The organism is Pseudomonas sp. PSKL.D1 (assembly GCF_028898945.1).
Taxonomy (GTDB): Bacteria; Pseudomonadota; Gammaproteobacteria; order Pseudomonadales; family Pseudomonadaceae; genus Aquipseudomonas.
Genome location: NZ_CP118607.1, coordinates 3864127 through 3887538, shown reverse-complemented (window position 1 = coordinate 3887538; position 23412 = coordinate 3864127). Strand labels below are relative to the sequence as shown.

The window sequence follows — 23412 nt, the reverse complement described above, 5'->3', positions numbered from 1 at the left end:
TGCTAGGTGTTTATCGAGCCGTGCCAAATTAATAATACAAAAACCAATACATTTGCCAGTTGACATGCATCGCTTTTCTTCGGCTGAAGAAAAGCGATTGCTCGACTTGTGCACGCGCCGCTGAGTACCCGCGTTGGTGAGCGTCAAACCGAGTGGTCTGGCTCACGTCGTTGATGCTGGCTCTATCCCCGCTGCTCCGTATAATGCCCCTGTCGCCACTTACATTTTGGCTTGAACGGACTGAGTTATGACTGAACAGCAACCTGTTGCAGTTCTGGGAGGCGGCAGCTTCGGCACCGCCGTGGCGAACCTGCTGGCCGAGAACGGCGTGCCCGTGCGCCAATGGATGCGCGACCCCGAGCAGGCCGAGGCGATGCGCACCAACCGCGAGAACCCCCGCTACCTGAAGGGTATCGGCCTGCAGGAGGGCGTTGAGCCGGTCAGCGACCTGCTGGCCACACTGAACTACAGCGACCTGATCTTTGTCGCGCTGCCCTCCAGCGCCCTGCGCAGCGTGCTGGCGCCGCATGCCGAGCTGTTGCGCGGCAAATGCCTGGTCAGCCTGACCAAGGGCATCGAAGCGCAGAGCTTCAAGCTGATGAGCCAGATCCTCCAAGAAATCGCCCCGCAGGCCCGTATCGGTGTGCTGTCCGGCCCGAACCTGGCCCGTGAAATCGCCGAGCATGCGCTGACCGCCACCGTGGTCGCCAGTGAAGACGAAGACCTCTGCCAGCGCGTGCAGGCCGTGCTGCACGGGCGCACCTTCCGGGTCTATGCCAGCAGTGACCGTTTCGGCGTCGAACTGGGCGGCGCGCTTAAAAACGTCTATGCCATCATCGCCGGCATGGCCGTGGCGCTTGGCATGGGTGAGAATACCAAGAGCATGCTGATTACCCGCGCGTTGGCCGAAATGACCCGCTTTGCCGTGAGCCAGGGTGCCAACCCGATGACGTTCCTGGGGCTTGCCGGTGTCGGCGATTTGATCGTCACCTGCTCTTCGCCCAAGAGCCGCAACTATCAGGTCGGTCACGCCTTGGGTCAGGGCCTGAGCCTTGAGGAGGCGGTCAATCGCCTGGGCGAAGTGGCCGAGGGCGTCAACACCCTCAAGGTGCTCAAGGCCAAAGCTGAAGAAGTACAGGTCTACATGCCGCTGGTGGCCGGCCTGCACGCCATCCTGTTCGAAGGCCGCACGCTGAACCAGGTGATCGAGCGGCTTATGCGCGCCGAGCCCAAAACAGACGTCGACTTCATTTCCACCAGCGGTTTCAATTGATTGAAGGAGCAAGCCATGAACGATACCCCCGAGCGCGCCCAGCGCGAGTCGATCATCCTGCGTGTGTTGTGGATGCTGGTGTTCCTGATCGTCTGGCAACTGGCCGAAATCCTGCTGGGCGGGCTGGTGCTGGTGCAGCTGGTCTACCGGGTGATCTACGGCGCCCCCAGTGGCAGCCTGATGAACTTCGGCGACAGCCTGAGCCAGTACCTGGCGCAGATTGGCCGTTTCGGCACCTTCCACACCGACAGCAAACCCTGGCCGTTCGCCGACTGGCCCACGCCGCGCGCACCGGAAGGCGAGCCGCCCCATGCCGTGGCCCCCGCGCCACACCCGGTGCGCGATGAGGAGCCCAAGCTGTGAAACTGTGGGTGCTGCGCCATGGTGAGGCGGAGCCTCGGGCCAACAGCGATGCCGAGCGCCGCCTGACCGCCCATGGGCGCGAGCAGGTGCTGCACAGTGCTGCCCGGTTAATGGGGCAGCCGCTGCAGGCGATTATTGCCAGCCCGTATGTGCGGGCGCAGCAGACGGCGGCGATCGTGCATGACACGCTGGGTTTTGCCGAGCCGGTGCGCACGGTGCCTTGGCTGACGCCGGACAGTGATGTGCGGGAAGTCATCGATCAGGTCGAGCGGCTGGGGCTGGAACATGTATTGCTGGTGAGCCACCAGCCTTTGGTAAGTTGCCTGGTGGGGATGTTGGTGGACGGCCATCGGCAGGGGCCAGGGATGAGTACTGCCAGCTTGGCAGAGCTGGAAGGGGCGGCAGTGTTGATGGCTTCGATGACGTTGTGCTGCATCAATCACGCATGACCCTGTACCACACCCGTAGAGGGAGCGGCACAGATGATGCTGTAAATCGTTAGCCTGCGAAACTAGCATTTTTGTCAGTTGTCGCTGCTGCCCACCTGTTGCTAGCGTGGGGTCAGGAAAACGGCTTTCAGCAGTGCAGGGAGTGGTGCATGAGTGTCTGGCTACGTGATTTGTTAAGTTCTCTGGATATGCAGACAACGCTGCAGAAAGTGCAGAATCGGCATGTACTGGATTTTGCCCATTACAGCCTGCTACGCGATGCGACCGATGCCAAGCTCTATCGCCTGATGGGCAAGATCCGAGAGAAGTCTGGCCCTGGGCAGGCTCTGGCGCTCCCTCTCGAAAATGACCTGTACGAGCTGCAGGATGCTTGTGTGCGCATGGCACATCTGCTGCAAAGCAGTTGCCTTGCCCTGCGTCGTCTGCAATTGGAGCACGAGGACCAAGGGCTGGCCCGGGAGGTGCTGGAGAGCCAGCTGGCGTATATGCAGGCATGCCTTGACCGCTCCATGGCCGATTTCACACAGCACGGATGACCTGTTAGCCCTCGTCGATGACCTTTACGGACATTGCCGAACGCGATCAGCATGCCGACAATAGGCCATCATTCCAGCTCCGGAACTGGCGCCATGTCGCAGCAGATCTTCTTCGCCCATGCCAACGGTTTCCCGTCGGCTACTTACGGCAAGCTGTTCGCCGCACTGGCGCCGGACTATCAAGTTGAACACTTGGTGCAACATGCCCATGATCCGCGTTTTCCGGTAAACGAGAACTGGCAGAATCTGGTGGATGAACTGCTGCACCATCTGGCCCGGCAGCAAGCGCCGGTGTGGGGCGTTGGCCATTCGTTGGGCGGCGTGCTGCACTTTCACGCTGCCTTGCGCCGCCCTGAGTATTACCGCGGCGTGGTCATGCTCGATTCACCCGTGCTGACCCGCGCAGACCAATGGCTGCTGCGCACCGCCAAGCGCTTTGGCTTCATTGACCGTATTACCCCGGCAGGGCGTACCTTGGGGCGGCGAGAGGCATTTGCCGACCGCGACAGCGCCCGGGCCTATTTTGCCAGCAAGCACCTGTTCCGGCATTTTGATCCCGACTGCCTGGAGGCTTATCTGGAACATGGTTTGGAGGAGGCGCAAGAGGGGCTACGCCTGCGCTTCGACCCGGCCACCGAGATCAGCATCTACCGCAGCATTCCCCATGCCAGCCCGGCACCGGCGCGACAGCTTCAAGTACCGCTGGCGATGGTGCGTGGTGACCGCAGCAATGTGATTCGCCGCCACCATGCGTTGGCCGTGCGCGGCATGCCCAGAGGTGAGTATCACAGTGTACCGGGCGGCCACATGTTTCCTCTGGAGCGGCCCTGCGATACTGCAAGCCTGATCAAAGGCCTTTTCGATCGCTGGAGCCAGGCATGAGCGCGCAGGTTGAAGAGGTGCGCCTCACGCTGGGCCATATCGAACTGGCCGCGCACCTGTTCGGCCCGGAGGATGGCATGCCGGTGATTGCCCTGCATGGCTGGCTGGACAACGCCAACAGCTTTGCCAGGCTGGCGCCACGCCTCAAAGGGCTGCGTATTATCGCCCTTGACCTTGCCGGGCATGGTTACTCCGGGCACCGGCCATTGGGGGCTGGGTATGCACTGGCCGACTATGCCCATGACGTGCTCCGGGTGGCTGAGCAAATGGGCTGGCAGCGGTTTGCCCTGTTGGGGCATTCGCTGGGTGCGATTATCTCGGTGCAGCTGGCGGGTGCCTTGCCGGAGCGGGTCAGCCACCTGGCCTTGATCGATGGCGTGATTCCACCAACCGGTGCCGAGCAGGACGCCGGGGATCGTCTGGGCATGGCGCTGCAAGCCCAGCTGCGCATGGATGGCAAGCGCAAAACGGTGTACCCGACCTTGGAGGAGGGTGTGAAAGCGCGTATGAACGGCATGGTCGCCGTCAGCCGTGAAGCTGCCGAGCTGCTCGCCCAACGTGGCCTGATGCCAGTGCCAGGTGGGTACAGTTGGCGCAGCGACAGTCGCCTGACCTTGCCATCGCCCGTGCGCCTGACCCTGGGGCAGGCCATGGCCTACGTAAAGGGGGTGAAATGCCCGGCCAGCCTGGTGGTGGCGGCCGATGGCATGCTGGCCCGCAACACCGGCCTGCTGAAGCAGCTACGCTTCGAGCAAACGGTGCTGCCCGGTGGGCATCACCTGCACCTTAACGATGAACAGGGCGCGGCCCTTGTCGCAGACTGTTTCAATCGCTTCTTTGGCTTTGCTTGACTTGCACCGGGCAAGTGTCGAGGCTTGGCGGGTTGAACAGGGAGACAACCATGCAACTGCCAGACATCCTGGAGCTTCACTTCGGCGCTGGGCGCCGCATGGGCCGCCAATGAGCGCGCCCGTTTCCATCCGTACCACCCTCGCCGCCTGCCTGGCGTTTGCCAGCCCGTTGCTGTGGGCCGGTAGCCTGCCGGTGCCCGTGGACGCCAAAGTGGTCGACCAGCGCCCGGCCGTGGAGCAGGAGCGCATCTACCCCATGGGCCCGCTGCGCAAGATCAGTGGCCGCCTGCGCGTCGAGGACAAGGTGGAAAGCCGTGGCCAGGTCAGTTCGGTTACCTACGAGCTGCCTGTCGAGCGCACCGCGCGTGAAGCCTTCACCAGTGCACGCGAAGAACTGCAGCGCGACGGCGGTTACCCATTGTTCTGGTGCCAGGGCCGCGACTGCGGCGAAGCCAGCCTGTGGGCCAACGACGTATTCGCCAATGCCCGCCTCAATGGCGGTGACGAGCAGCAGGCGTTCATCCTGCTACGCCGCTCCGCCGAGGAGGCCGACACCCTGGTGGCGTTGTATAGCGTCACCCGTGGCAACCGCCGCGCCTACCTGCATGTGGAGGAGTTCGTCGCCAGCAGCCCGCTGGGCGACCTGCTGCCCACCGCCGCCACGGTGCTGCGCGAAATGCGCGACACCGGCAAGCTCGACTACCCGGACCTGAAAGCCCCGCAACCCGCCTGGGTGACGTTGCTGGGCCGCAGCCTGAACCTCGACAGCACCCTGCGCGCCAGCCTCAGCGGTGAGCAAGCCGAAGCCTGGCGCGAGCAACTGGTACAGGCCGGTGTGCGCAGCAACCGCCTTGAAGTGGGCAGCGCGCCAACCGATGGCCTGCACCTGGAGCTGATCCGTTGAACGAGCACCGCCATGGCCAACAATGACCGCCTGCTGATCCAGATCCTGCTGCTGGCCTTGCTCGGCGCGGCCCTGTGGGTGATGGCGCCGTTTATTTCCGCCTTGCTGTGGGGTGCCATTCTGGCGTTTGCCAGCTGGCCGCTGATGCGCCTGCTGACGCGAGCGCTGGGCGGGCGCGAAACGCTGGCGGCAAGCCTGCTGACCACCGCCTGGATCCTGATCGTGGCCTTGCCGCTGGTGTGGCTGGGGTTCAACCTGGCCGACCATATCCGCGATGCCACCGCCTTCGTGCGCGATGTGCAGGTGGACGGGCTGCCCGATGCGCCGGAGTGGCTGGGTGGCATTCCCTTTGTCGGTGAGCGGCTGGTCAGCTGGTGGCAATCGCTGGACCAACAGGGTGCCGCGCTGCTGGCGTCGATCAAGCCTTACTTCGGCCAGGTCGGCAATTGGTTGCTGGCGCGCAGTGCGCAAATCGGCAGTGGGGTGCTGGAGCTGACCCTGAGCATCGTGTTCGTGTTCTTCTTCTACCGCGATGGGCCACGGCTGGCGGCCTTTGTGCTGCGCCTGCTCAACCGCCTGGTGGGGGAGCGTGCCGAGTACTATCTGGACCTAGTGGCCGGGACCGTGCAGCGCGTGGTGAACGGGGTGATCGGCACGGCGGCGGCCCAAGGCTTGCTGGCGTTGATCGGGTTTCTCATCGCCGGTGTGCCGGGCGCGATCGTGCTGGGCCTGGTGACCTTCATGCTTAGCCTGATCCCGATGGGCCCGCCGCTGGCGTGGATACCGGCCACCGCCTGGTTGGTGTGGCAGGGCGAGTACGGCATGGCGGTGTTCCTGGGCATCTGGGGCACTTTCGTGATCAGTGGCGTGGACAACGTGCTCAAGCCTTACCTGATCAGCCGGGGCGGTAACCTGCCCCTGGTGATCGTGTTGCTGGGGGTGTTTGGCGGGTTGATTGCCTTTGGCTTCATCGGGTTGTTCATCGGGCCGACCTTGTTGGCCGTGGGGTATAGCCTGTTGCTGGACTGGAGCCGCAATTCGGGGCAGGTCCAGTCGTAAACCTGCACCGGCCTCATCGCGGCTAAAGCCGCTCCTACACCGCCCCTTGTAGGAGCGGATTTATCCGCGATGAGGCCGGCACAAACACTACAAACCCCCCATCTTTACGCATTCTTTATTCCCACCCCACCCCCTCGATCTCGCCCCTTTACACCCCTCCCTCCGACAATTCCCCCAAAGCGGCCCACGCCGCACAACGGGGAGTTCCACTCATGTACATGCTCGACGGTCTGTCACTGCTCTTGGCAGTGGCCTTGGCGGTTTACCTGCTGGTGGCGCTGCTGCGCGCCGATCGCAGCTAGGGAGCGGCCATGCACAGTTACGATTTCGCACTGCTGATGGCGTTCTTCGCCCTGGTGCTGGTGCCGGCACCTTTGCTGGGCCGGTTCTACTACAAGGTCATGGAAGGCCAGCGTACCTGGCTTACCCCCATACTCGGCCCGTTGGAGCGGGGCTGCTATCGCGTGGCCGGGGTACGGGCCGAACAGGAGCAAGACTGGAAGCAATACCTGCTGGCCCTGTTGGCGTTCAACCTCGCCGGTTTCATCCTGCTGTTTACCGTGTTGCTGCTGCAGGGCTACCTGCCGCTGAACCCGCAACACCTGCCCGGCCAGGAATGGTCGTTGGCCTTCAACACGGCGGTGAGCTTCGTCACCAACACCAACTGGCAGGCCTACAGCGGCGAAGCGTCGCTGAGCTACCTGAGCCAGATGCTGGGCCTCACCGTGCAGAACTTCGTCAGCGCCGCCACCGGCCTGGCTGTACTGGTTGCCCTGGCGCGCGGTATCGCCCGTCGTTCCACCACCACCCTCGGCAACTTCTGGGCAGACATGACCCGCGCCACGCTTTACGGCCTGCTGCCGCTTTGCCTGGTGCTGGCGTTGCTGCTGGTGTGGCAGGGCGTGCCGCAAACCTTCGCTGACTATGCCCATGCCATTACCCTGCAAGGCGCTGACCAGACCATCCCGCTCGGCCCGGCCGCCAGCCAGATTGCCATCAAGCAACTGGGCACCAACGGCGGCGGCTTCTTCGGCGTCAACTCGGCGCACCCGTTCGAGAACCCGACCGCCTGGAGCAACCTGTTCGAGCTGGCCTCGATCATCCTGATCCCGGCCGCGCTGGTGTTCACCTTCGGCCACTACGTCAAGGACCTGCGCCAGAGCCGCGCCATCATGGCCTGCATGCTGGCCCTGTTCCTGATCGGCGGCGGTACCGCGCTGTATGCCGAGTACCAGCCCAACCCGGCGCTGGAAAACGCCCAGGTGCAACAGGTGCCGCCGCTCGAAGGCAAGGAAAGCCGCTTCGGTACCACCGGTTCGGTGCTGTGGACGGTGACCACCACTGCCGCCTCCAACGGCTCGGTCAACGCCATGCACGACAGCCTCAACCCAGTCACCGGCATGGTCGCCATGGTCAACATGATGCTCGGCGAGGTGATTTTCGGCGGCGTGGGCGCGGGCCTCTACGGCATGCTGCTGTTTGTGCTGATTGCCGTGTTCCTGGCCGGCCTGATGATCGGCCGTACGCCGGAATACCTGGGCAAAAAGCTACAGGCGCGTGAAGTGCAGCTGCTGGTGGCCACCCTGCTGGTGATGCCGGTAGGCGTGCTGGTGCTCGGTGCCCTGGCCGCCAGCCTGCCCGGCCCGGCCGGTGCGGTGAGCAACCCCGGTGCCCACGGCTTCAGCCAGTTGCTTTACGCCTACACCTCGGGCGCTGCCAACAACGGTTCGGCGTTCGCCGGCTTTGGCGCCAACACCGTGTACCACAACGTGATGATTGGCCTGGCCATGCTGATCGGCCGCTTCGGCTACATCCTGCCGATCCTGGCCTTGGCCGGCAGCCTGGCGGCGAAGAAAACCGCACCGCAGGGGCTGAACAGCTTCCCCACCCACGGCCCGCTGTTCGCCACCTTGCTGGTGGTGACCATCCTGCTGGTGGGCGGCCTGACCTTCCTGCCGACCCTGGCCCTCGGGCCGATCGCCGAACACCTGAGCCTGGGCTTCTGAGGAGCACACCATGAACATGCCCATTCCTGAAGTAAAGGCCCCGCATGGCGCCAAGGACCAGACCCACTTCGCCGCACTCTGGCGCCCGGCGCTGGTACAGGCCTTCGTCAAGCTCGACCCGCGTCAGCTCAAGCGCTCGCCGGTGATGCTGGTGGTTGCCCTGACCGCCGTCCTCACCACGCTGTTGTGCTTTGCCCCCGGCAGCGGTGTAAGCACCGGTGTTGCCGTGCAGATTGCCGTGTGGCTGTGGTTCACCGTGCTGTTCGCCAACTTCGCCGAAGCCCTCGCTGAAGGCCGCGGCAAGGCCCGCGCCGACAGCCTTAAAGCAGGCAGCCAAGGGCTGATGGCCATGCGTCGCACTGCGTCGGGCGGCTTCGAGAAAGTGCTCGCCAGCCAGCTGCGTAAGGACGACGTGGTCAAAGTGGTCGCCGGTGAGCTGATTCCCGGTGACGGCGAAGTGCTCGAAGGCATCGCGGCGGTTAACGAGGCGGCGATTACCGGGGAGTCCGCACCGGTAATCCGCGAGTCCGGCGGCGACCGCTCGGCCGTCACTGGCAACACTCGCCTGGTGTCCGACTGGTTGTTGATTCGCATCACGACCAACCCGGGCGAATCGACCCTGGACCGCATGATCGCCCTGGTCGAAGGCGCCAAGCGCCAGAAAACCCCCAACGAAATTGCCCTCGACATCCTGCTGGTCGGCCTGACCCTGATCTTCCTGATCGTGGTGGTGACCCTGCAGCCGTTCGCCCGCTTTGCCGGTGGCGAGCTGCCATTGATCTTCCTCGCCGCCCTGTTGGTAACGCTGATCCCCACCACCATCGGCGGCCTGCTGTCGGCCATCGGCATCGCCGGTATGGACCGCCTGGTGCGGCTGAACGTGATCGCACGTTCTGGCCGCGCCGTGGAAGCGGCCGGGGACGTGCACACGTTGATGCTCGACAAGACCGGCACCATCACCTTCGGCAACCGCCGTTGCAGCGCCCTGCATGCCGCGCCTGGCGTAACGGCCAAGGAACTGGGGGAGGGTGCGTTACTGGCCTCGCTGGCCGATGACACCGCCGAAGGCAAGTCGATCGTCGAGTACCTGCGCCAGTTGCACGACTTCGCCGAGCCGGCTGCCGGGCAGTACGACGCCATCGCCTTCAGCGCCGAAACACGCCTGTCGGGTATCGACCTGCAGCAGCACCGCTACCGCAAGGGCGCCGTCGATGCCGTGCTGGCCTTCGTCGGCATGCAACGCCTGGACATGCCGCAGGCCCTGGCTCGGGAAGTGGAGCGCATTGCCCAAAGCGGTGGCACGCCGCTGCTGGTGTGCGTCGACAAGCGCCTGCTTGGCGTGATTCACCTCAAAGATGTGGTCAAGCCGGGCATCCGCGAGCGCTTCGCCGAACTGCGCAAGCTGGGTATCCGCACCGTGATGGTGACCGGCGACAACCCGCTCACCGCCGCAGCGATTGCTGCCGAAGCGGGTGTCGATGACGTGCTGGCCGAAGCCACGCCAGAGAAGAAACTGGCGCGCATCCGCCAGGAGCAGAACGACGGCCGCCTGGTGGCCATGTGCGGCGACGGCGCCAACGACGCACCGGCACTGGCCCAGGCAGACGTGGGCATGGCCATGAACGATGGCACCCAGGCCGCGCGCGAGGCGGCCAACATGGTCGACCTGGACAGCGACCCCACCAAGCTGCTGGATGTGGTGCAGGTGGGCAAGGAGCTGCTGGTGACCCGAGGCGCGTTGACCACCTTCTCCATCGCCAACGACGTGGCCAAGTACTTCGCCATCCTGCCAGCGCTGTTCGCCGCCATCTACCCGCAACTGGGCGTGCTCAACCTGATGCAGCTGGCCAGCCCGCAGAGCGCGATCCTCTCGGCCATCGTGTTCAACGCGCTGATCATCATCGTGCTTATCCCGCTGGCGCTGCGCGGTGTGCGCGTGCAGGCGGCGAGCGCGGCGCACCTGTTGCGGCGCAACCTGCTGATCTACGGCGTGGGCGGCATCATTGTGCCGTTTGCCGGGATCAAGCTGATTGACCTGTTGCTGAACGCATTGCACCTGGTTTGAGGAGACTGACATGAATAGCTATGTACGCCCGGCACTGAGCCTGGCCTTGCTGATGACCTTGATCACCGGCGCGTTGTACCCCTTGGCGGTGACCGGTGTAGCGCAGGTGGTTTTCCCCGATCAGGCCAACGGCAGCCTGGTGCGCGATGACCGGGGCCAGGTGCGTGGTTCGGCACTCATCGCCCAGGAGTTCAAAGGCGATGGCTGGTTCCATTCACGCCCCTCGGCAGGCGCCTACGCCACCGTCGCCAGCGGCGCAAGCAACCTGGCGCCGAGCAACCCGGCCTTGGCCGAGCGGGTAAGAACTGACGCAGCAGCGCTTTATCAGGCGCAGCAGGGCCCGGTGCCCCAGGCCTTGCTGACCACCTCCGGCAGCGGCCTGGATCCGCACCTGCCCCCCGAGGCCGTGGCGTATCAGATCCCCCGTGTGGCGGCCGCCCGGCAGATCCCGGCAGAGCGCTTGCAAGCGCTGGTGGAAGGGGCCACTCTGCGCCCATTGGTCGGCCCGCCGGTGGTCAACGTATTGGCCCTGAACCAAGCCGTGGAACGTCTGGCACCACGCTGATTGTGGGAGCGGCCTTGCCGGGGCGCCGGACCGGTCGGAAAGGGCCGCAACGCGGCCCCCGCTCTTACACAGTGCCCCGAGTTCGAAGGATGAAACATGAATGACTCCACCCGCGCAGACGCGCTGCTGGCCAACCTGCCGCGCGAAGGGCGCGGCAGGCTGAAAGTGTTCCTCGGTGCAGCCCCCGGCGTAGGCAAGACCTACGCCATGCTGCAGGCCGCCCACGCTCAGCAACGTCAAGGCGTGCAGGTGCTGGCCGGGGTGGTGGAAACCCATGGCCGCGCCGAAACCGAAGCCCTGCTGGGCGGTATGCTCCAGCAACCGTTGCTGCGCACCGACTACCGTGGCGTAACGCTGGAGGAAATGGACCTGGACGGCCTGCTCAAGGCCGCCCCCGCGCTGGCGCTGGTCGATGAGTTGGCCCACACCAACGCCCCCGGCAGCCGCCATGCCAAACGCTGGCAGGATGTGCAGGAATTGCTGGCCGCCGGCATCGACGTGTACACCACGGTCAACGTCCAGCACCTGGAAAGCCTCAACGACAAGGTGCGCGACATCACCGGCGTGCAGGTGCGCGAAACCCTGCCGGACTGGGTGCTGCAGGAAGCCTTCGAACTGGTGTTGATCGACCTGCCACCCCGCGAACTGCTCGAACGCCTGCGCGAGGGCAAGGTGTACGTGCCGGAGCAGGCCCGCGCGGCCATCGACGCGTTCTTCTCCCAGACCAACCTCACCGCCCTGCGCGAACTGGCCATGCAAACCGCCGCCGCGCAGGTGGACAACGACCTGGCCCACGGCTACCGCCAGCGCGGCCAGGAAGCGCCGGCATTGCGCGGCCGCCTGCTGGTGGGCGTCGATGGTGACGACCAGGCCGAACGGCTGGTGCGGCATGCCTGCCGCGTTGCCCAGCGCCGTCATTTGCCGTGGAGCCTGGTGCACGTCGACAACGGCCGGCTGCGTGACGAAACCTCGCGCCACCGCCTGCAGGCCGCCCAACAGTTGGCCGAGCGCCTGGGCGGCGAAGTGGTATTGCTGAGGGCAGGCGAAGTCGCCCGCACGCTGATCCAGCATGCCAACGAACGCCGCGCCAGCCTGGTGCTGGTGGGGCAGTCCCGCGATCGCCTGCGCCGGCGCTTTTTCGGGGCCGGGGTGGCGGCACGCTTGTTGCGCGAAAGCCACGGCCTTGAAATCAACGTACTGGACCGCGATAACCAAGCCCCGCCCGCGCGGGCGACTGTGCAGCGTGTGTGGATGTGGCGGCACTACCTGCTGGCGCTGGCGGCCACCGGGCTGGCGGCCGGGCTGGCCCATGCCGTGTCGAGCGTGCTGGCGCTGCCCAACATCTCGCTGGTGTTCCTGGCTGCCGTATTGCTGGTGGCCGTGCGCAGCAGCCTGGGGCCCGCACTGGCATGCGCGGCGCTGTCGTTTCTGGCTTACGATTTCCTGTTCATCCCACCCACCTTCTCGTTGAGCATCCAGCGTGAAGAGGACGTTTTGACCCTGGTGTTCTTCCTGCTAATGGCCGCGCTCACCGGCAACCTCGCGGCCCGTCAGCGCCGCCAGTTGCAGGCCCTGCGCGAAACCCAGGCGCAGACCAACCAGTTGCTCGACCTGTCGCGCCGGCTGACCGTGGCCGCCGACCGCCAGGCCGTGTTCAGCGCCGCCGGGCAGCATTTGAACGACTGGCGCGACATTCAGGTGTGCCTGATGGAGCGCAACCCCGAAGGCCTGTTGCATGTGGCCAGCGGTGAGGCCCATGCGCTGAGCGACAACGAGCGCGCTGCCGCCGAATGGGCCTGGCAGCACGTTCAGGCCGCCGGCCACGGCAGCGATACCTTGCCCAATGGCCGTTGGTGGTGGTGGCCCTTGGCGGTGGAGGACCAGCCCTTGGCATTGCTCGGCGTGCGCCCGCGTTCAGGCGAGCCATTGAGCGCACAGCGTCGGCGCCTGCTGATGGCCCTCGGCCAACCGCTGGCCCAGGCACTGGCCCGTGCGCAACTGGCCGAGCAACTGGAGGCTGCCCGCCTGCACGGCGAAACTGAACAGTTGCGCAGCGCGCTGCTGGCTTCGGTGTCCCACGACCTACGCACCCCACTCACCGCCATGCGTGGCAGCATCGACAGCCTGCTGGCGCTGGGCGAAGCGATCCCCATGGAAGACCGCCGCGAATTGCTGGAAGGCACCCGCAACGAAGCCGAACGCCTCGACCGCTACATTCAAAACCTGCTGGACATGACCCGCCTCGGCCACGGTGGCCTCAAACTGGCCCGCGACTGGGTGGCGCCTGGCGACATCGTCGGCAGCGCCCTCAACCGCCTGCGGGCCGTGCTGGCGCCGCTGCGCGTGCAGACCGACGTGCCGGGCGAGCTGCCATTGCTGTATGTGCATGCGGCGCTGATCGAGCAAGCGCTGATCAACGTGGTGGAAAACGCTGCCCGTTTCTCGCCCGCACAGGGTCGGCTGGACATTCACGTGTCGGTGCAAGGCGAGCAACTGCGCTTCGCCGTCAGCGACCAAGGCCCGGGCATCCCCGTTGCCGAGCGCGAGAAGATCTTCGACATGTTCTACACCGCCGCCCGTGGCGACCGGGGCGGGCAGGGCACAGGTTTGGGCCTGGCCATCTGCCAAGGCATGATCGGCGCCCATGGCGGGCAGATTCTGGTGGATGATGGCATTGATGGCCATGGCACCTGCATCACACTATGCTTGCCCCTGCCTGAACAACCTGTAGCTGAAAACGACGCCCCATGAGCCAATCCGCCACGCTGCTGGTCATCGATGATGAACCCCAGATCCGCAAATTCCTACGCATCAGCCTGGCTTCCCAGGGCTACAAGGTGATCGAAGCCGCCACCGGCGGCGAAGGCCTGGCCCAGGCTGCATTGGCCAAGCCGGACCTGGTAGTGCTCGACCTCGGCCTGCCCGACATGGACGGCCAGCAGGTGCTGCGAGAGCTGCGCGAATGGAGCGCGGTGCCGGTGCTGGTGCTGTCGGTGCGGGCCAGTGAAGTGCAGAAGGTGGATGCACTCGACGGCGGGGCCAACGACTACGTGACCAAGCCCTTCGGCATCCAGGAATTCCTTGCCCGCGTGCGTGCGTTGCTGCGCCAGGTGCCCCAGAGCGGCGGCGGGGAGGTGGCCGCCAGCTTCGGCCCGCTGATCGTGGATTTTGCTTTTCGCAAGGTGACGCTCGATGGCGTGGAAGTGGCGCTGACCCGCAAGGAATATGCCCTGCTGGCGCAACTGGCCGGGCACCCGGGGCGGGTGATTACCCAGCAGCAGCTGCTCAAGGATATTTGGGGGCCGACGCATGTGGACGATACCCACTACCTGCGGATTGTGGTGGGGCATTTGCGGCAGAAGCTGGGGGATGATCCGGCGGCGCCGCGGTTTATCGTGACCGAGGCGGGGGTGGGGTACAGGTTGGTGACGCCGAATTGATCGTCGGCCTCATTCGTAGCCCATTAATTCCGACGCCTGCTCGCGGGCATGCTGGCAAGTGATGCCGGGTTCGATACGGAACAAGGGGTGTGTCTGGTTTTCGCCTTGGTAGAGCGTAGTCTTGCCGACGGTGGTCTTGAGCGCCGGGTTGTCTATGGTCATTGCGATTCTCCCTGAATTTTCGTTGCCAGCGCGGGCCTCTCGCGGATAAATCCGCTCCTACACGCGTACCCCTGTAGGAGCGGATTTATCCGCGATAGGCCGGCACAGCCAACACAATGCCCTAAGCCCGACGCACCTCAGGCTCCAAAAACGCCGCCTCCAGCAACTGCTGGGTATACGCATGCTGCGGCGCATGGAAGATCGCCTGGGCATCCCCCTGTTCAACCACCTGCCCATGCTTGATCACCATCAACTGGTGGCTCAGCGCTTTGACCACGGCCAGGTCGTGGCTGATGAACAGGTAGGTCAGGTTGTACTTTTGCTGCAGGTTGCGCAGCAACTCCACCACTTGCCGCTGCACGGTGCGGTCCAGCGCCGAGGTAGGTTCGTCCAGCAGAATCAACGCGGGCTTGAGCACCAAGGCGCGGGCAATCGCGATGCGTTGGCGCTGGCCGCCGGAAAACTCATGGGGGTAACGGTGGCGGGTGCGTGGGTCCAGGCCTACCTCTTCGAGCGCGGCGATGATCGCAGCCTCTTGTTCGGCCGGGCTGCCGATGCGGTGGATGCGCAGCCCCTCACCGACAATATCAGCCACGCACATGCGCGGGCTGAGGCTGCCGAACGGGTCCTGAAACACCACCTGCATCTCGCGGCGCAGCGGGCGCACTTCCTTCTGGTTCAGCCCTTCCAGCGCCTGGCCGTGGAAGCGGATGCCGCCCTGACTGGAAATCAACCGCAGGATCGCCAACCCGAGGGTGGATTTGCCGGAGCCGGACTCGCCAACAATGCCCAGCGTCTGCCCCTGAGGCAGGCTGAAGTTGACGCCGTCCACCGCCTTTACGTGGTCGACGGTACGGCGCAGCAAGCCCTTCTTGATCGGGAACCAGACCTTGAGGTCGTCCACTTCCAGCAGTGGTGCCCCCACCGGGTTGTGCGCCGGCAGGCCGCTGGGTTCGGCATTGATCAACATCTGCGTGTAAGGGTGCTGCGGTTTGCTGAACAGCTGGGCGCAGTCGGCCTGTTCGACGATCTTGCCGCACTGCATCACGCACACGCGGTGGGCGATGCGCCGCACCAGGTTGAGGTCGTGGCTGATCAGCAGTAGCGCCATACCCAGCCGGGCCTGCAGCTCTTTGAGCAGGTCGAGAATCTTCAACTGCACGGTCACGTCGAGCGCGGTGGTGGGTTCGTCGGCAATCAGCAATTCCGGCTCGTTGGCCAGGGCCATGGCGATCATCACCCGCTGGCGTTGCCCGCCAGACAGCTCGTGGGGCAGGGCTTTGAGGCGCTTGCGTGGCTCGGGGATGCCGACCAGTTCCAGCAGCTCCAGCGTGCGTGCGGTGGCCTGTTTGCCAGTCAGGCCCTTGTGCAGCAGCAGGATTTCGTTGATCTGCTTTTCGATGCAGTGCAACGGGTTGAGCGAGGTCATCGGCTCCTGGAAGATCATCGCGATGCGGTTGCCGCGAATCCGTTGCATGGCCTTTTCGCCTTGCTGCAACAGGTCTTTGCCTTCGTAGCGGATGCTGCCGCTGGGGTGGCGGGCCAGGGGGTAGGGCAGCAGGCGCAAGATCGAGTGTGCAGTCACCGATTTGCCCGAACCGCTTTCGCCCACCAGCGCCAGGGTTTCGCCCTTGCGGATGTCGAAGCTGATGCCGTCGACCACCCGGTTTACATGCTCCCCGGTGACGAATTCCACGGCCAGGTCACGCACTTCGATCAGGTTTTGTTCAGTCATGTCACTTCCTCGGGTCGAAGGCATCGCGGGCGGATTCGCCGATGAATACCAGCAGGCTCAGCATGATCGCCAGTACGGCAAAGGCACTGATGCCCAGCCACGGCGCCTGCAGGTTGGACTTGCCTTGTGCCACCAGTTCGCCCAGCGACGGCGCGCCCGGCGGCAGGCCAAAGCCAAGGAAGTCCAGCGCGGTGAGGGTGCCGATGGCCCCGGTGAGAATGAACGGCATGAAGGTCATGGTCGAGATCATGGCGTTGGGCAAGATGTGCCGGTACATGATCGCACCGTTGCGCATGCCCAGCGCGCGGGCGGCGCGCACGTACTCGAGGTTGCGCCCGCGCAGGAACTCGGCGCGCACAACATCCACCAGGCTCATCCACGAGAACAGCAGCATGATGCCCAGCAGCCACCAGAAATTGGGCTGCACGAAGCTGGCCAGGATGATCAGCAGGTACAGCACCGGCAGCCCGGACCAAATCTCAAGAAATCGCTGCCCGGCCAGGTCCACCCAGCCGCCATAAAAGCCCTGCAGCGCCCCGGCGATGACGCCGACGATGGAGCTGAGGATGGTCAGCGTAAGGGCAAACAGCACCGAAATGCGGAAGCCATAGATCACCCGCGCCAGTACGTCGCGGCCCTGGTCGTCGGTGCCCAGCCAATTGTCGGCCGAAGGCGGGGCCGGGGCGGGCACGCGCAGGTCGTAGTTGATGCTCTGGTAGCTGAACGGGATGGGCGCCCACAGCACGAAGCTGTCTTTGCTGGCCAGCAGTTCGCGGATGTAGGGGCTCTTGTAGTTGGCCTCCAGCGGGAACTCGCCGCCAAAGGTGGTCTCGGGGTAGCGCTTGAAGGCCGGGAAGTACCACTCGCCGTCGTAGCGCACGGCAATCGGTTTGTCGTTGGCAATCAGCTCGGCGCCCAGGCTCAGGCCGAACAGGATCAAAAACAGCCACAGCGACCACCAGCCACGGCGGTTGGCCTTGAAGCGCTCGAAGCGCCGGCGGTTGAGGGGGGACAAGGCCATGTCAGTGCTCCCGGCTGGCAAAGTCGATACGGGGGTCGACCAGGGTGTAGGTCAGGTCGCCGATCAGTTTCACCACCAGCCCCAGCAGGGTGAAGATGAACAGGGTGCCGAAGACCACCGGGTAATCGCGGTTGATGGCCGCTTCAAAACTCATCAGGCCCAGGCCGTCAAGGCTGAAGATCACCTCGATCAGCAAGGAGCCGGTGAAGAAAATGCCGATGAACGCCGACGGGAAACCGGCAATCACCAGCAGCATGGCGTTACGGAACACATGGCCGTACAGCACCCGCGGGCGGCTCAGGCCTTTGGCCTTGGCGGTGATCACGTACTGCTTGTTGATCTCGTCGAGGAAGCTGTTTTTGGTCAGCAGGGTCATGGTGGCGAAGTTGCCGATCACCAGCGCGGTAATCGGCAGCACCAGGTGCCAGAAGTAGTCCAGCACTTTGCCAGTGGTACTCAGCTCGTCGAAGTTGTTGGAGGTGAGCCCTCGTAGCGGGAACCAGTCGAAATAGCTGCCGCCGGCAAACAGCACGATCAGCAGGATGGCGAACAGGAATGCGGGGATGGCGTAGCCGACGATGATCGCCGAACTGGTCCACACGTCGAAGTGGCTGCCATGGCGCACCGCCTTGGCGATACCCAGCGGGATCGACACCAGGTACATGATCAACGTGCTCCACAGCCCCAGCGAGATCGACACGGGCATTTTCTCGGCGATCAGGTCGATCACCTTGGCGTCCCGGAAGAAGCTGTCGCCAAAGTCGAGCTGGGCGTAGTTCTTGACCATGATCCACAAGCGTTCGGGCGGCGACTTGTCGAAGCCGTACATGCGCTCGATTTCGGCGATCAGCGCCGGGTCCAGGCCTTGGGCGCCACGGTAGTTGGAGCCGGCCACCGACACCTCGGCACCGCCACCGGCAATGCGGCTGGTGGCGCCTTCGAAGCCTTCGAGTTTGGCGATCATCTGCTCCACCGGCCCGCCGGGTGCGGCCTGGACGATGATGAAATTGATGATCAGGATGCCGAACAAGGTCGGGATGATCAGCAGCAAACGGCGCAGGATATAGGCCAGCATGTCAGTGGGCCTCGTCCGCGGGGGCTTCGGTCACCGCCGGGGTGACGTTTGGCTTGATCCACCAGGTGTCGATGCCCACGTCGTACTTGGGCGATACCTTCGGGTGGCCGATGTGGTTCCAGTAGGCCACGCGCCAGGTCTTGATGTGCCAGTTGGGGATCACGTAGTAGCCCCACAGCAGCACGCGGTCCAGCGCCCGGGTGTGGTTGACCAGGCTTTGCCGCGAATCGGCGTTGATCAATTGTTCCACCAGCTGGTCGATGGCCGGGTCGCGCAGGCCCATGAAGTTGCGGCTGCCGGGGTTGTCGGCGGCGGCGCTGGTCCAGAACTCGCGCTGTTCGTTGCCGGGCGAGTTGGATTGCGGGTAGCCGCTGACGATCATGTCGAAGTCGCGCGAGCGCAGGCGGGTGATGTACTGCGAAACGTCCACGCGGCGGATGTTCAGGTCGATGCCAAGGTCGGCCAGGTTGCGTTTGAACGGTAGCAGGATGCGCTCGAACTCTGTTTGCGCCAGCAGAAACTCGATGACCACCGGTTTGCCGTCCTTGTCGACCATCTTGTCGTCGACGATCTTCCAGCCGGCCTCTTGCAGCAGCTTGTAGGCCTGGCGCTGCTGCTCGCGGATCATGCCGCTGCCATCGGTGACCGGGTTGTGGAAGGCCTCGTTGAACACCTGCTCGGGCACCTTGCCGCGCATCGGTTCGAGGATTTTCAGCTCGTCGGGCGAGGGCAGGCCTTTGGCGGCCATCTCGGAGTTTTCGAAGTAGCTGCCGGTGCGGGTGTAGGCACCGTTGAACAGCTGCTTGTTGGTCCACTCGAAGTCCAGCAGCAGGCTCAGGGCCTGGCGCACGCGGATGTCCTGGAACACCGGTTTGCGCAGGTTGTAGATGAAGCCTTGCATGCCGGTAGGGTTGCCGTTGGGCAACTCTTCCTTGATCAGGCGGCCGTCGCGCACGGCGGGCACGTTGTAGGCGGTGGCCCAGTTCTTGGCGCTGACTTCCAGGCCGTAATCGAACTGCCCGGCTTTGAGCGCTTCGAGGGCGACGGTGTTGTCGCGGTACGAATCGAAGGTCATGGCGTCGAAGTTGAACATGCCGCGGTTGATCGGCAGGTCTTTGGCCCAGTAGTCCTTGACGCGCTCGTAACGCACCGAGCGCCCGGCCTTGACCTCGGCGATTTTGTAGGCGCCGCTGCCCAGCGGGATTTCCAGGTTGCCACGGTTGAAGTCACGGCCTTCGTACCAGTGCTTGGGCAGCACCGGCAGTTGGCCAAGGATCAGCGGCAGCTCGCGGTTGTTCTTGTGCTTGAACTTGAACAGCACCCGCAGCGGGTCTTCGGCAACCACGTCGGCAACGTCGGCGTAGTACTGGCGGTACAGGGGCGCGCCGTCCTTGATCAGGGCGTTGAAGGTGAACACCACATCATCGGCGCGCATCGGGTGGCCGTCGTGAAAGCGTGCTTCGGGGCGCAGGTAAAAGCGCACCCAGCTGTTGTCCGGGGCCTTTTCGATCTTGCCGGCCACCAGGCCGTATTCGGTGAAAGGCTCATCCAGGCTCTGGCGCATCAAGGTGTCGTAGATGGCGCTGACGTTTTCGGCAGGCACGCCCTTGTTGATGAACGGGTTGAGGCTGTCGAAGCCGCCAAAGCTGGACTGGCGGAAGGTGCCGCCCTTGGGCGCATCGGGGTTGACGTAATCGAAGTGTTTGAAGTTGGCCGGGTATTTCGGCGGCTCGTCATACAGGGTGAGCGCGTGTTGCGGCGCGGCCAGGGCCGGTACGCTCAGGCAGGCGAGCAACAGGCTGCCGGCCACCTGGCGCAGGCGGTGCGTTGGCATCATTTGGCTTTCTCCGAAGGCTTAATCCACCAGCTGTTCAGCCCAAGGGTGTAGGGCGGCGTGGTGACGAAGGCGAACCGGTTGCGGTAGGCCAGGCGGTGATTGTCGAGATACCAGTTGGGGATCATGTAGTACTGCCATGACAGCACCCGGTCCAGGGCGCGGGCGGCAGCCACCTGGTCGTCACGGGTGCGGGCGGCGAGCAGGGTGTCGAGCAGGTGGTCGACCACCGGGTCCTTGACCCCTGCGTAGTTCTTGCTGCCTTTGGTCGAGGCCTGGCTGGAGTGGAAGTACAGCCACTGCTCAAGGCCCGGGCTCAACGTCTGGTTGAGGGTCATCAGGATCATGTCGAAGTCGAACTGGTCCAGGCGTTGTTTGTACTGGGCGCGGTCCACGGTGCGCAGGTGCGCGTCGATGCCGATGCTGGCCAGGTTTTCGACATAAGGCTGCAGGATGCGTTCAAGGTTGGGGTTCACCAGCAGCAGTTCCATGCGCAGCTGTTGGCCCTTGGCGTTGACCAGACGCTGGCCGTTCAGCTTCCAGCCCGCCTCGGCAAGCAGGCCCAGGGCTTGGCGCAAAGTCTGCCGGCTGACGCCACGGCCGTCGGTGTGGCTCACCTGGTAGGGCTGGGTGAACAGCTTCTCGGGCAACTGGTCACGGAAGGGCGTAAGCAACAGCCATTCCTTGCCGGTGGGCAGGCCGCTGGCGGCGAACTCGCTGTTGGGGTAGTAGCTGGTCGAACGGCGGTAGGCGCTGCTGAACAGCGCGCGGTTGGTCCACTCGAAGTCGAGCATCAGGCCCAGAGCCTGGCGTACCCGGGCATCGCTGAACGTGGCCCGGCGGCTGTTCATGAACAGGCCCTGGGTTTGCGTGGGGATGCGGTGCGGGATCTGCGCCTTGATCACCTCGCCCCGGCGCACCGCCGGGAAGTTGTAGCCGTTTGCCCAGTTCTTGGCCTGGTGCTCGATATAGATGTCGAACTCGCCGGCCTTGAACGCTTCGAACGCCACCGTGGCATCGCGGTAAAACTCGAACTCCACGCGGTTGAAGTTGTACTTGCCGCGGTTAACGGCCAGGTCTTTTCCCCAATAATTCTTCACCCGCTCGAACACCAGGCGTCGGCCAGGCTGCACCTGGGTGATGCGGTAAGGGCCGCTGCCCAGTGGCGGCTCAAAGGTGGTGGCCTTGAAGTCGCGGCCTTGCCAGTAGTGCTTGGGCAGCACGGGCATTTCGCCCAGGCGCAGGATCAGCAGCGGGTTGCCGGCGCGCTTGAACACAAAGCGGATGCGCAGCGGGCCGAGGATGTCGACGCGTTGCACTTCCTGCAGGTTGGTGCGGTAGATCGGGTGGCCTTCCTTGAGCAGGGTGCGGTAGCTGAACGCTACGTCGGCGGCGGTGATTGGCTGGCCGTCATGCCAGCGCGCTTCCGGGCGCAGGTTGAACACCACCCAGCTGCGGTCTTCGCTGTACTCCACCGAACGGGCGATCAGGCCGTAGCTGGACGTTGCCTCGTCACCGGACGGGTCGTACTGGCCGGTGCCGACCATTAGCGTTTCGTTCAGCTCGCTGACACCGTATTGCAGGAAGTTTGGCGTGCTGACCGGGCTGCTGCCCTTGAAGGTGTAGGGGTTGAGCGTGTCGAAGGTGCCAAATGCCATGGCCCGCAAGGTGCCGCCTTTGCGTGCTTGCGGGTTGACCCAGTCGAAGTGGGTGAATGTGGCCGGGTACTTGAGCGTGCCGAACTGCGCGTATCCGTGGCTTTCGCTCACCATCGCGGCTGCGGGAAAGCTCAAGGCCAGGCTGAGAGACAGCAGGAGGGGACGTATCAAGTCGGCATCCGATCCAGAGGCGTTGGGCTTTGGTCGGGGTACAGTAACAGCTTGGCGGGGTTGGAAAAAGGGGATGGCTTGGGTGTGCGCCCCCTGTAATCGATGGACTCGCCCCCGCCGAGGCATCACAGTGCCACGGTGGCGTTCGAAGAAGCCAACGGCAGCGAGGGCGAGACCATGAAAAAGCATAGTTCGAAGCACGATTCCCTGTCTTCCACTGATGTGGAGCTTTGCACAACCATCTGCGTAGACCTGGCCAAACAGGTCTTCCAGTTAGCAGGCGAGGATGCTACCGGTCGGGTGATCTACGAAGATCGCATCAAATCCCGACAGGCTTTCCATGATTTCCTACTCAAGGTGCCAGTGACGGTAACTGTCTTGATGGAGTGTGGTCCGGGTGCGCAAGCCTGGGCCAGGTTGCTGCAGGCCAAGGGTAATCCGGTTCGCATTCTGCCTGCGCAACGCGTGGCCGAGCACCGCAGTGGCGCCAAGAACGACCGTAACGACGCTCATGCCATTTTGCGCGCTGGTCGCGACAGCAGCATCGCCTCGATACCGGTCAAGAGCACCACAGCACTGACTATTCAGGCGCTGCACCGTATCCGGCGCGGCAACATCAAGCGACATACAGCGCTGGGTAATCAGATGCGTGGCTTGCTGCTTGAGCATGGTGTATCCATGCCCCAAGGTGATACCGCGATCAGTACACATGTACCGCGAGCTCTTGAGGATGCCTCCTTGCCCCTGCCTGATTTGTTGCGCGAGTTGCTCGATGAACTGCTAGCTGACTGGCTCTTTCTGAGTGAGCGCATTGCGACGCTAAGTGCGCGGCTCGAAGCGACAGCCCAAGAGGATAAGGTCGCACAACGGTTGATCACCATTCGTGGTGTCGGCCCCATCATCGCCACGGCGATCGTGGCGAAAGAGACAGAACCTGCACGCTTCGCCAGTGGCCGGATGTTTTCTGCTTTCTTCGGTGTCGTGCCCGACCAGCACAGCAGCGGAAACAAAATCAGGCTGGGCAGAATGAGCAAGCGAGGTGACGGCTACATACGCAGCTTGATGATTCAAGGCGCGCATGCTGTCTTGAGTCAGCTAAAGCCTGATTCCGATCAGCCAGATGATCGCCGCCTCTTGCGCTGGCTATCCCGCCTTGGGCGCAAGGAGGCGGCGATCAGACTGGCTAATCGAAATCTGCGCATTATTTGGTCACTGCTGCAAAGTGATCAGGTTTATCAACGCAAACCGAAAGGTCATGAGGAGGCTGCCATGAGCAGCTGATCAACCGAGCAATGCCACCGGGGCGCTGCGCGCCCCAACCCCTGCTAGTGAACATTGCCCCTTGGTAAGACCGTCGCAGAGA

20 protein-coding genes and 1 pseudogene are annotated in these 23412 nt (G+C 64.0%); 15 read left to right on the top strand and 6 right to left on the bottom strand.

Going from position 1 to position 23412, the window contains the following annotated elements; all coding sequences use genetic code 11:
* Nucleotides 1-247 precede the first annotated feature (247 nt).
* The 14 genes from PVV54_RS17265 to PVV54_RS17200 all read left to right on the top strand — a co-directional run bounded on the left by PVV54_RS17265 (nt 248) and on the right by PVV54_RS17200 (nt 14393).
* Nucleotides 248-1273 carry an NAD(P)H-dependent glycerol-3-phosphate dehydrogenase gene (locus tag PVV54_RS17265; RefSeq protein ID WP_274906426.1) on the top strand — a complete coding sequence of 342 codons (1026 nt, stop codon included), beginning with the start codon at nt 248-250 and terminating at the stop codon, nt 1271-1273.
* A gap of 15 nt (nt 1274-1288) precedes the next feature.
* Nucleotides 1289-1636: a DUF4389 domain-containing protein gene (locus tag PVV54_RS17260; RefSeq protein WP_274906425.1), complete on the top strand. Its 348-nt coding sequence runs from the start codon at nt 1289-1291 to the stop codon at nt 1634-1636.
* The gene (gene sixA / locus PVV54_RS17255; protein ID WP_274906424.1) at nt 1633-2085 is read left to right on the top strand and encodes a phosphohistidine phosphatase SixA; all 453 of its coding nucleotides are present in this window, start codon (nt 1633-1635) and stop codon (nt 2083-2085) included. Before PVV54_RS17260 ends, sixA begins: the two co-directional genes overlap by 4 nt.
* A gap of 149 nt (nt 2086-2234) precedes the next feature.
* The gene (locus PVV54_RS17250) at nt 2235-2621 is read left to right on the top strand and encodes a hypothetical protein (RefSeq protein WP_274906423.1); all 387 of its coding nucleotides are present in this window, start codon (nt 2235-2237) and stop codon (nt 2619-2621) included.
* A 93-nt stretch (nt 2622-2714) separates the two neighbouring features.
* A complete protein-coding gene (locus tag PVV54_RS17245; protein ID WP_274906422.1) occupies nt 2715-3503 on the top strand; it encodes an alpha/beta fold hydrolase in 789 nt (262 codons plus the stop codon).
* Nucleotides 3500-4354 carry an alpha/beta hydrolase gene (locus PVV54_RS17240; RefSeq protein ID WP_274906421.1) on the top strand — a complete coding sequence of 285 codons (855 nt, stop codon included), beginning with the start codon at nt 3500-3502 and terminating at the stop codon, nt 4352-4354. Before PVV54_RS17245 ends, PVV54_RS17240 begins: the two co-directional genes overlap by 4 nt.
* A gap of 109 nt (nt 4355-4463) precedes the next feature.
* Complete coding sequence (locus PVV54_RS17235; RefSeq protein ID WP_274906420.1) at nt 4464-5258, top strand: DUF4892 domain-containing protein; 795 nt, start codon at nt 4464-4466, stop codon at nt 5256-5258.
* Nucleotides 5259-5270: 12 nt separating this feature from the next.
* Nucleotides 5271-6317 carry an AI-2E family transporter gene (locus PVV54_RS17230; RefSeq protein ID WP_274906419.1) on the top strand — a complete coding sequence of 349 codons (1047 nt, stop codon included), beginning with the start codon at nt 5271-5273 and terminating at the stop codon, nt 6315-6317.
* A gap of 212 nt (nt 6318-6529) precedes the next feature.
* Nucleotides 6530-6619: a K(+)-transporting ATPase subunit F gene (gene kdpF, locus PVV54_RS17225; RefSeq protein ID WP_033696222.1), complete on the top strand. Its 90-nt coding sequence runs from the start codon at nt 6530-6532 to the stop codon at nt 6617-6619.
* 9 nt (nt 6620-6628) lie between these two features.
* Nucleotides 6629-8323: a potassium-transporting ATPase subunit KdpA gene (gene kdpA / locus PVV54_RS17220; RefSeq protein ID WP_274906418.1), complete on the top strand. Its 1695-nt coding sequence runs from the start codon at nt 6629-6631 to the stop codon at nt 8321-8323.
* Between the two features lie 10 nt (nt 8324-8333).
* Entirely contained in the window at nt 8334-10388 is a 2055-nt protein-coding gene (gene kdpB / locus PVV54_RS17215) for a potassium-transporting ATPase subunit KdpB (RefSeq protein WP_274906417.1), read from the top strand.
* Between the two features lie 10 nt (nt 10389-10398).
* Nucleotides 10399-10953 (top strand): potassium-transporting ATPase subunit KdpC, encoded by a 555-nt coding sequence (gene kdpC, locus PVV54_RS17210; protein ID WP_274906416.1) that lies wholly within the window; start codon nt 10399-10401, stop codon nt 10951-10953.
* A 96-nt stretch (nt 10954-11049) separates the two neighbouring features.
* A complete protein-coding gene (locus PVV54_RS17205; protein WP_274906415.1) occupies nt 11050-13704 on the top strand; it encodes a sensor histidine kinase in 2655 nt (884 codons plus the stop codon).
* Nucleotides 13701-14393 carry a response regulator gene (locus PVV54_RS17200; RefSeq protein WP_274906414.1) on the top strand — a complete coding sequence of 231 codons (693 nt, stop codon included), beginning with the start codon at nt 13701-13703 and terminating at the stop codon, nt 14391-14393. Before PVV54_RS17205 ends, PVV54_RS17200 begins: the two co-directional genes overlap by 4 nt.
* Nucleotides 14394-14408: 15 nt before the next feature.
* On the opposite strand, the pseudogene PVV54_RS17195 reads toward PVV54_RS17200, so the two are convergent.
* The 6 genes and pseudogenes from PVV54_RS17195 to PVV54_RS17170 all read right to left on the bottom strand — a co-directional run.
* Nucleotides 14409-14555 (bottom strand): annotated as a pseudogene (locus PVV54_RS17195) (DUF3077 domain-containing protein); the annotation flags it as partial.
* A gap of 121 nt (nt 14556-14676) precedes the next feature.
* Nucleotides 14677-16290: an ABC transporter ATP-binding protein gene (locus PVV54_RS17190; RefSeq protein WP_274906413.1), complete on the bottom strand. Its 1614-nt coding sequence runs from the start codon at nt 16288-16290 to the stop codon at nt 14677-14679.
* Nucleotide 16291: 1 nt separating this feature from the next.
* Nucleotides 16292-17311: an ABC transporter permease gene (locus PVV54_RS17185; protein WP_274906412.1), complete on the bottom strand. Its 1020-nt coding sequence runs from the start codon at nt 17309-17311 to the stop codon at nt 16292-16294.
* A 1-nt stretch (nt 17312) separates the two neighbouring features.
* On the bottom strand, nt 17313-18386 hold the full coding sequence (locus tag PVV54_RS17180; protein ID WP_274906411.1) for a microcin C ABC transporter permease YejB: 1074 nt from the start codon (nt 18384-18386) through the stop codon (nt 17313-17315).
* A gap of 1 nt (nt 18387) precedes the next feature.
* Nucleotides 18388-20223 carry an extracellular solute-binding protein gene (locus tag PVV54_RS17175; RefSeq protein WP_274906410.1) on the bottom strand — a complete coding sequence of 612 codons (1836 nt, stop codon included), beginning with the start codon at nt 20221-20223 and terminating at the stop codon, nt 18388-18390.
* The gene (locus PVV54_RS17170; protein ID WP_274906409.1) at nt 20220-22049 is read right to left on the bottom strand and encodes an extracellular solute-binding protein; all 1830 of its coding nucleotides are present in this window, start codon (nt 22047-22049) and stop codon (nt 20220-20222) included. Before PVV54_RS17170 ends, PVV54_RS17175 begins: the two co-directional genes overlap by 4 nt.
* A 222-nt stretch (nt 22050-22271) precedes the next feature.
* On the opposite strand from PVV54_RS17170, the gene PVV54_RS17165 reads away from it, so the two are divergent.
* Nucleotides 22272-23330, top strand: a complete 1059-nt coding sequence (locus PVV54_RS17165; RefSeq protein ID WP_274910394.1) for an IS110 family transposase — start codon at nt 22272-22274, stop codon at nt 23328-23330.
* Nucleotides 23331-23412: the final 82 nt, after the last annotated feature.

Excerpts from the sequence above, each read along its gene's own strand:
- PVV54_RS17265 (WP_274906426.1), top strand. The coding sequence starts at position 248 with ATGACTGAACAGCAACCTGTTGCAGTTCTGGGAGGCGGCAGCTTCGGC.
- PVV54_RS17260 (WP_274906425.1), top strand. The coding sequence starts at position 1,289 with ATGAACGATACCCCCGAGCGCGCCCAGCGCGAGTCGATCATCCTGCGT.
- PVV54_RS17250 (WP_274906423.1), top strand. The coding sequence starts at position 2,235 with ATGAGTGTCTGGCTACGTGATTTGTTAAGTTCTCTGGATATGCAGACA.
- PVV54_RS17245 (WP_274906422.1), top strand. The coding sequence starts at position 2,715 with ATGTCGCAGCAGATCTTCTTCGCCCATGCCAACGGTTTCCCGTCGGCT.
- PVV54_RS17240 (WP_274906421.1), top strand. The coding sequence starts at position 3,500 with ATGAGCGCGCAGGTTGAAGAGGTGCGCCTCACGCTGGGCCATATCGAA.
- PVV54_RS17235 (WP_274906420.1), top strand. The coding sequence starts at position 4,464 with ATGAGCGCGCCCGTTTCCATCCGTACCACCCTCGCCGCCTGCCTGGCG.
- PVV54_RS17230 (WP_274906419.1), top strand. The coding sequence starts at position 5,271 with ATGGCCAACAATGACCGCCTGCTGATCCAGATCCTGCTGCTGGCCTTG.
- kdpF (WP_033696222.1), top strand. The coding sequence starts at position 6,530 with ATGTACATGCTCGACGGTCTGTCACTGCTCTTGGCAGTGGCCTTGGCG.
- kdpA (WP_274906418.1), top strand. The coding sequence starts at position 6,629 with ATGCACAGTTACGATTTCGCACTGCTGATGGCGTTCTTCGCCCTGGTG.
- kdpB (WP_274906417.1), top strand. The coding sequence starts at position 8,334 with ATGAACATGCCCATTCCTGAAGTAAAGGCCCCGCATGGCGCCAAGGAC.
- kdpC (WP_274906416.1), top strand. The coding sequence starts at position 10,399 with ATGAATAGCTATGTACGCCCGGCACTGAGCCTGGCCTTGCTGATGACC.
- PVV54_RS17205 (WP_274906415.1), top strand. The coding sequence starts at position 11,050 with ATGAATGACTCCACCCGCGCAGACGCGCTGCTGGCCAACCTGCCGCGC.
- PVV54_RS17200 (WP_274906414.1), top strand. The coding sequence starts at position 13,701 with ATGAGCCAATCCGCCACGCTGCTGGTCATCGATGATGAACCCCAGATC.
- PVV54_RS17190 (WP_274906413.1), bottom strand. The coding sequence starts at position 16,290 with ATGACTGAACAAAACCTGATCGAAGTGCGTGACCTGGCCGTGGAATTC.
- PVV54_RS17185 (WP_274906412.1), bottom strand. The coding sequence starts at position 17,311 with ATGGCCTTGTCCCCCCTCAACCGCCGGCGCTTCGAGCGCTTCAAGGCC.
- PVV54_RS17180 (WP_274906411.1), bottom strand. The coding sequence starts at position 18,386 with ATGCTGGCCTATATCCTGCGCCGTTTGCTGCTGATCATCCCGACCTTG.
- PVV54_RS17175 (WP_274906410.1), bottom strand. The coding sequence starts at position 20,223 with ATGATGCCAACGCACCGCCTGCGCCAGGTGGCCGGCAGCCTGTTGCTC.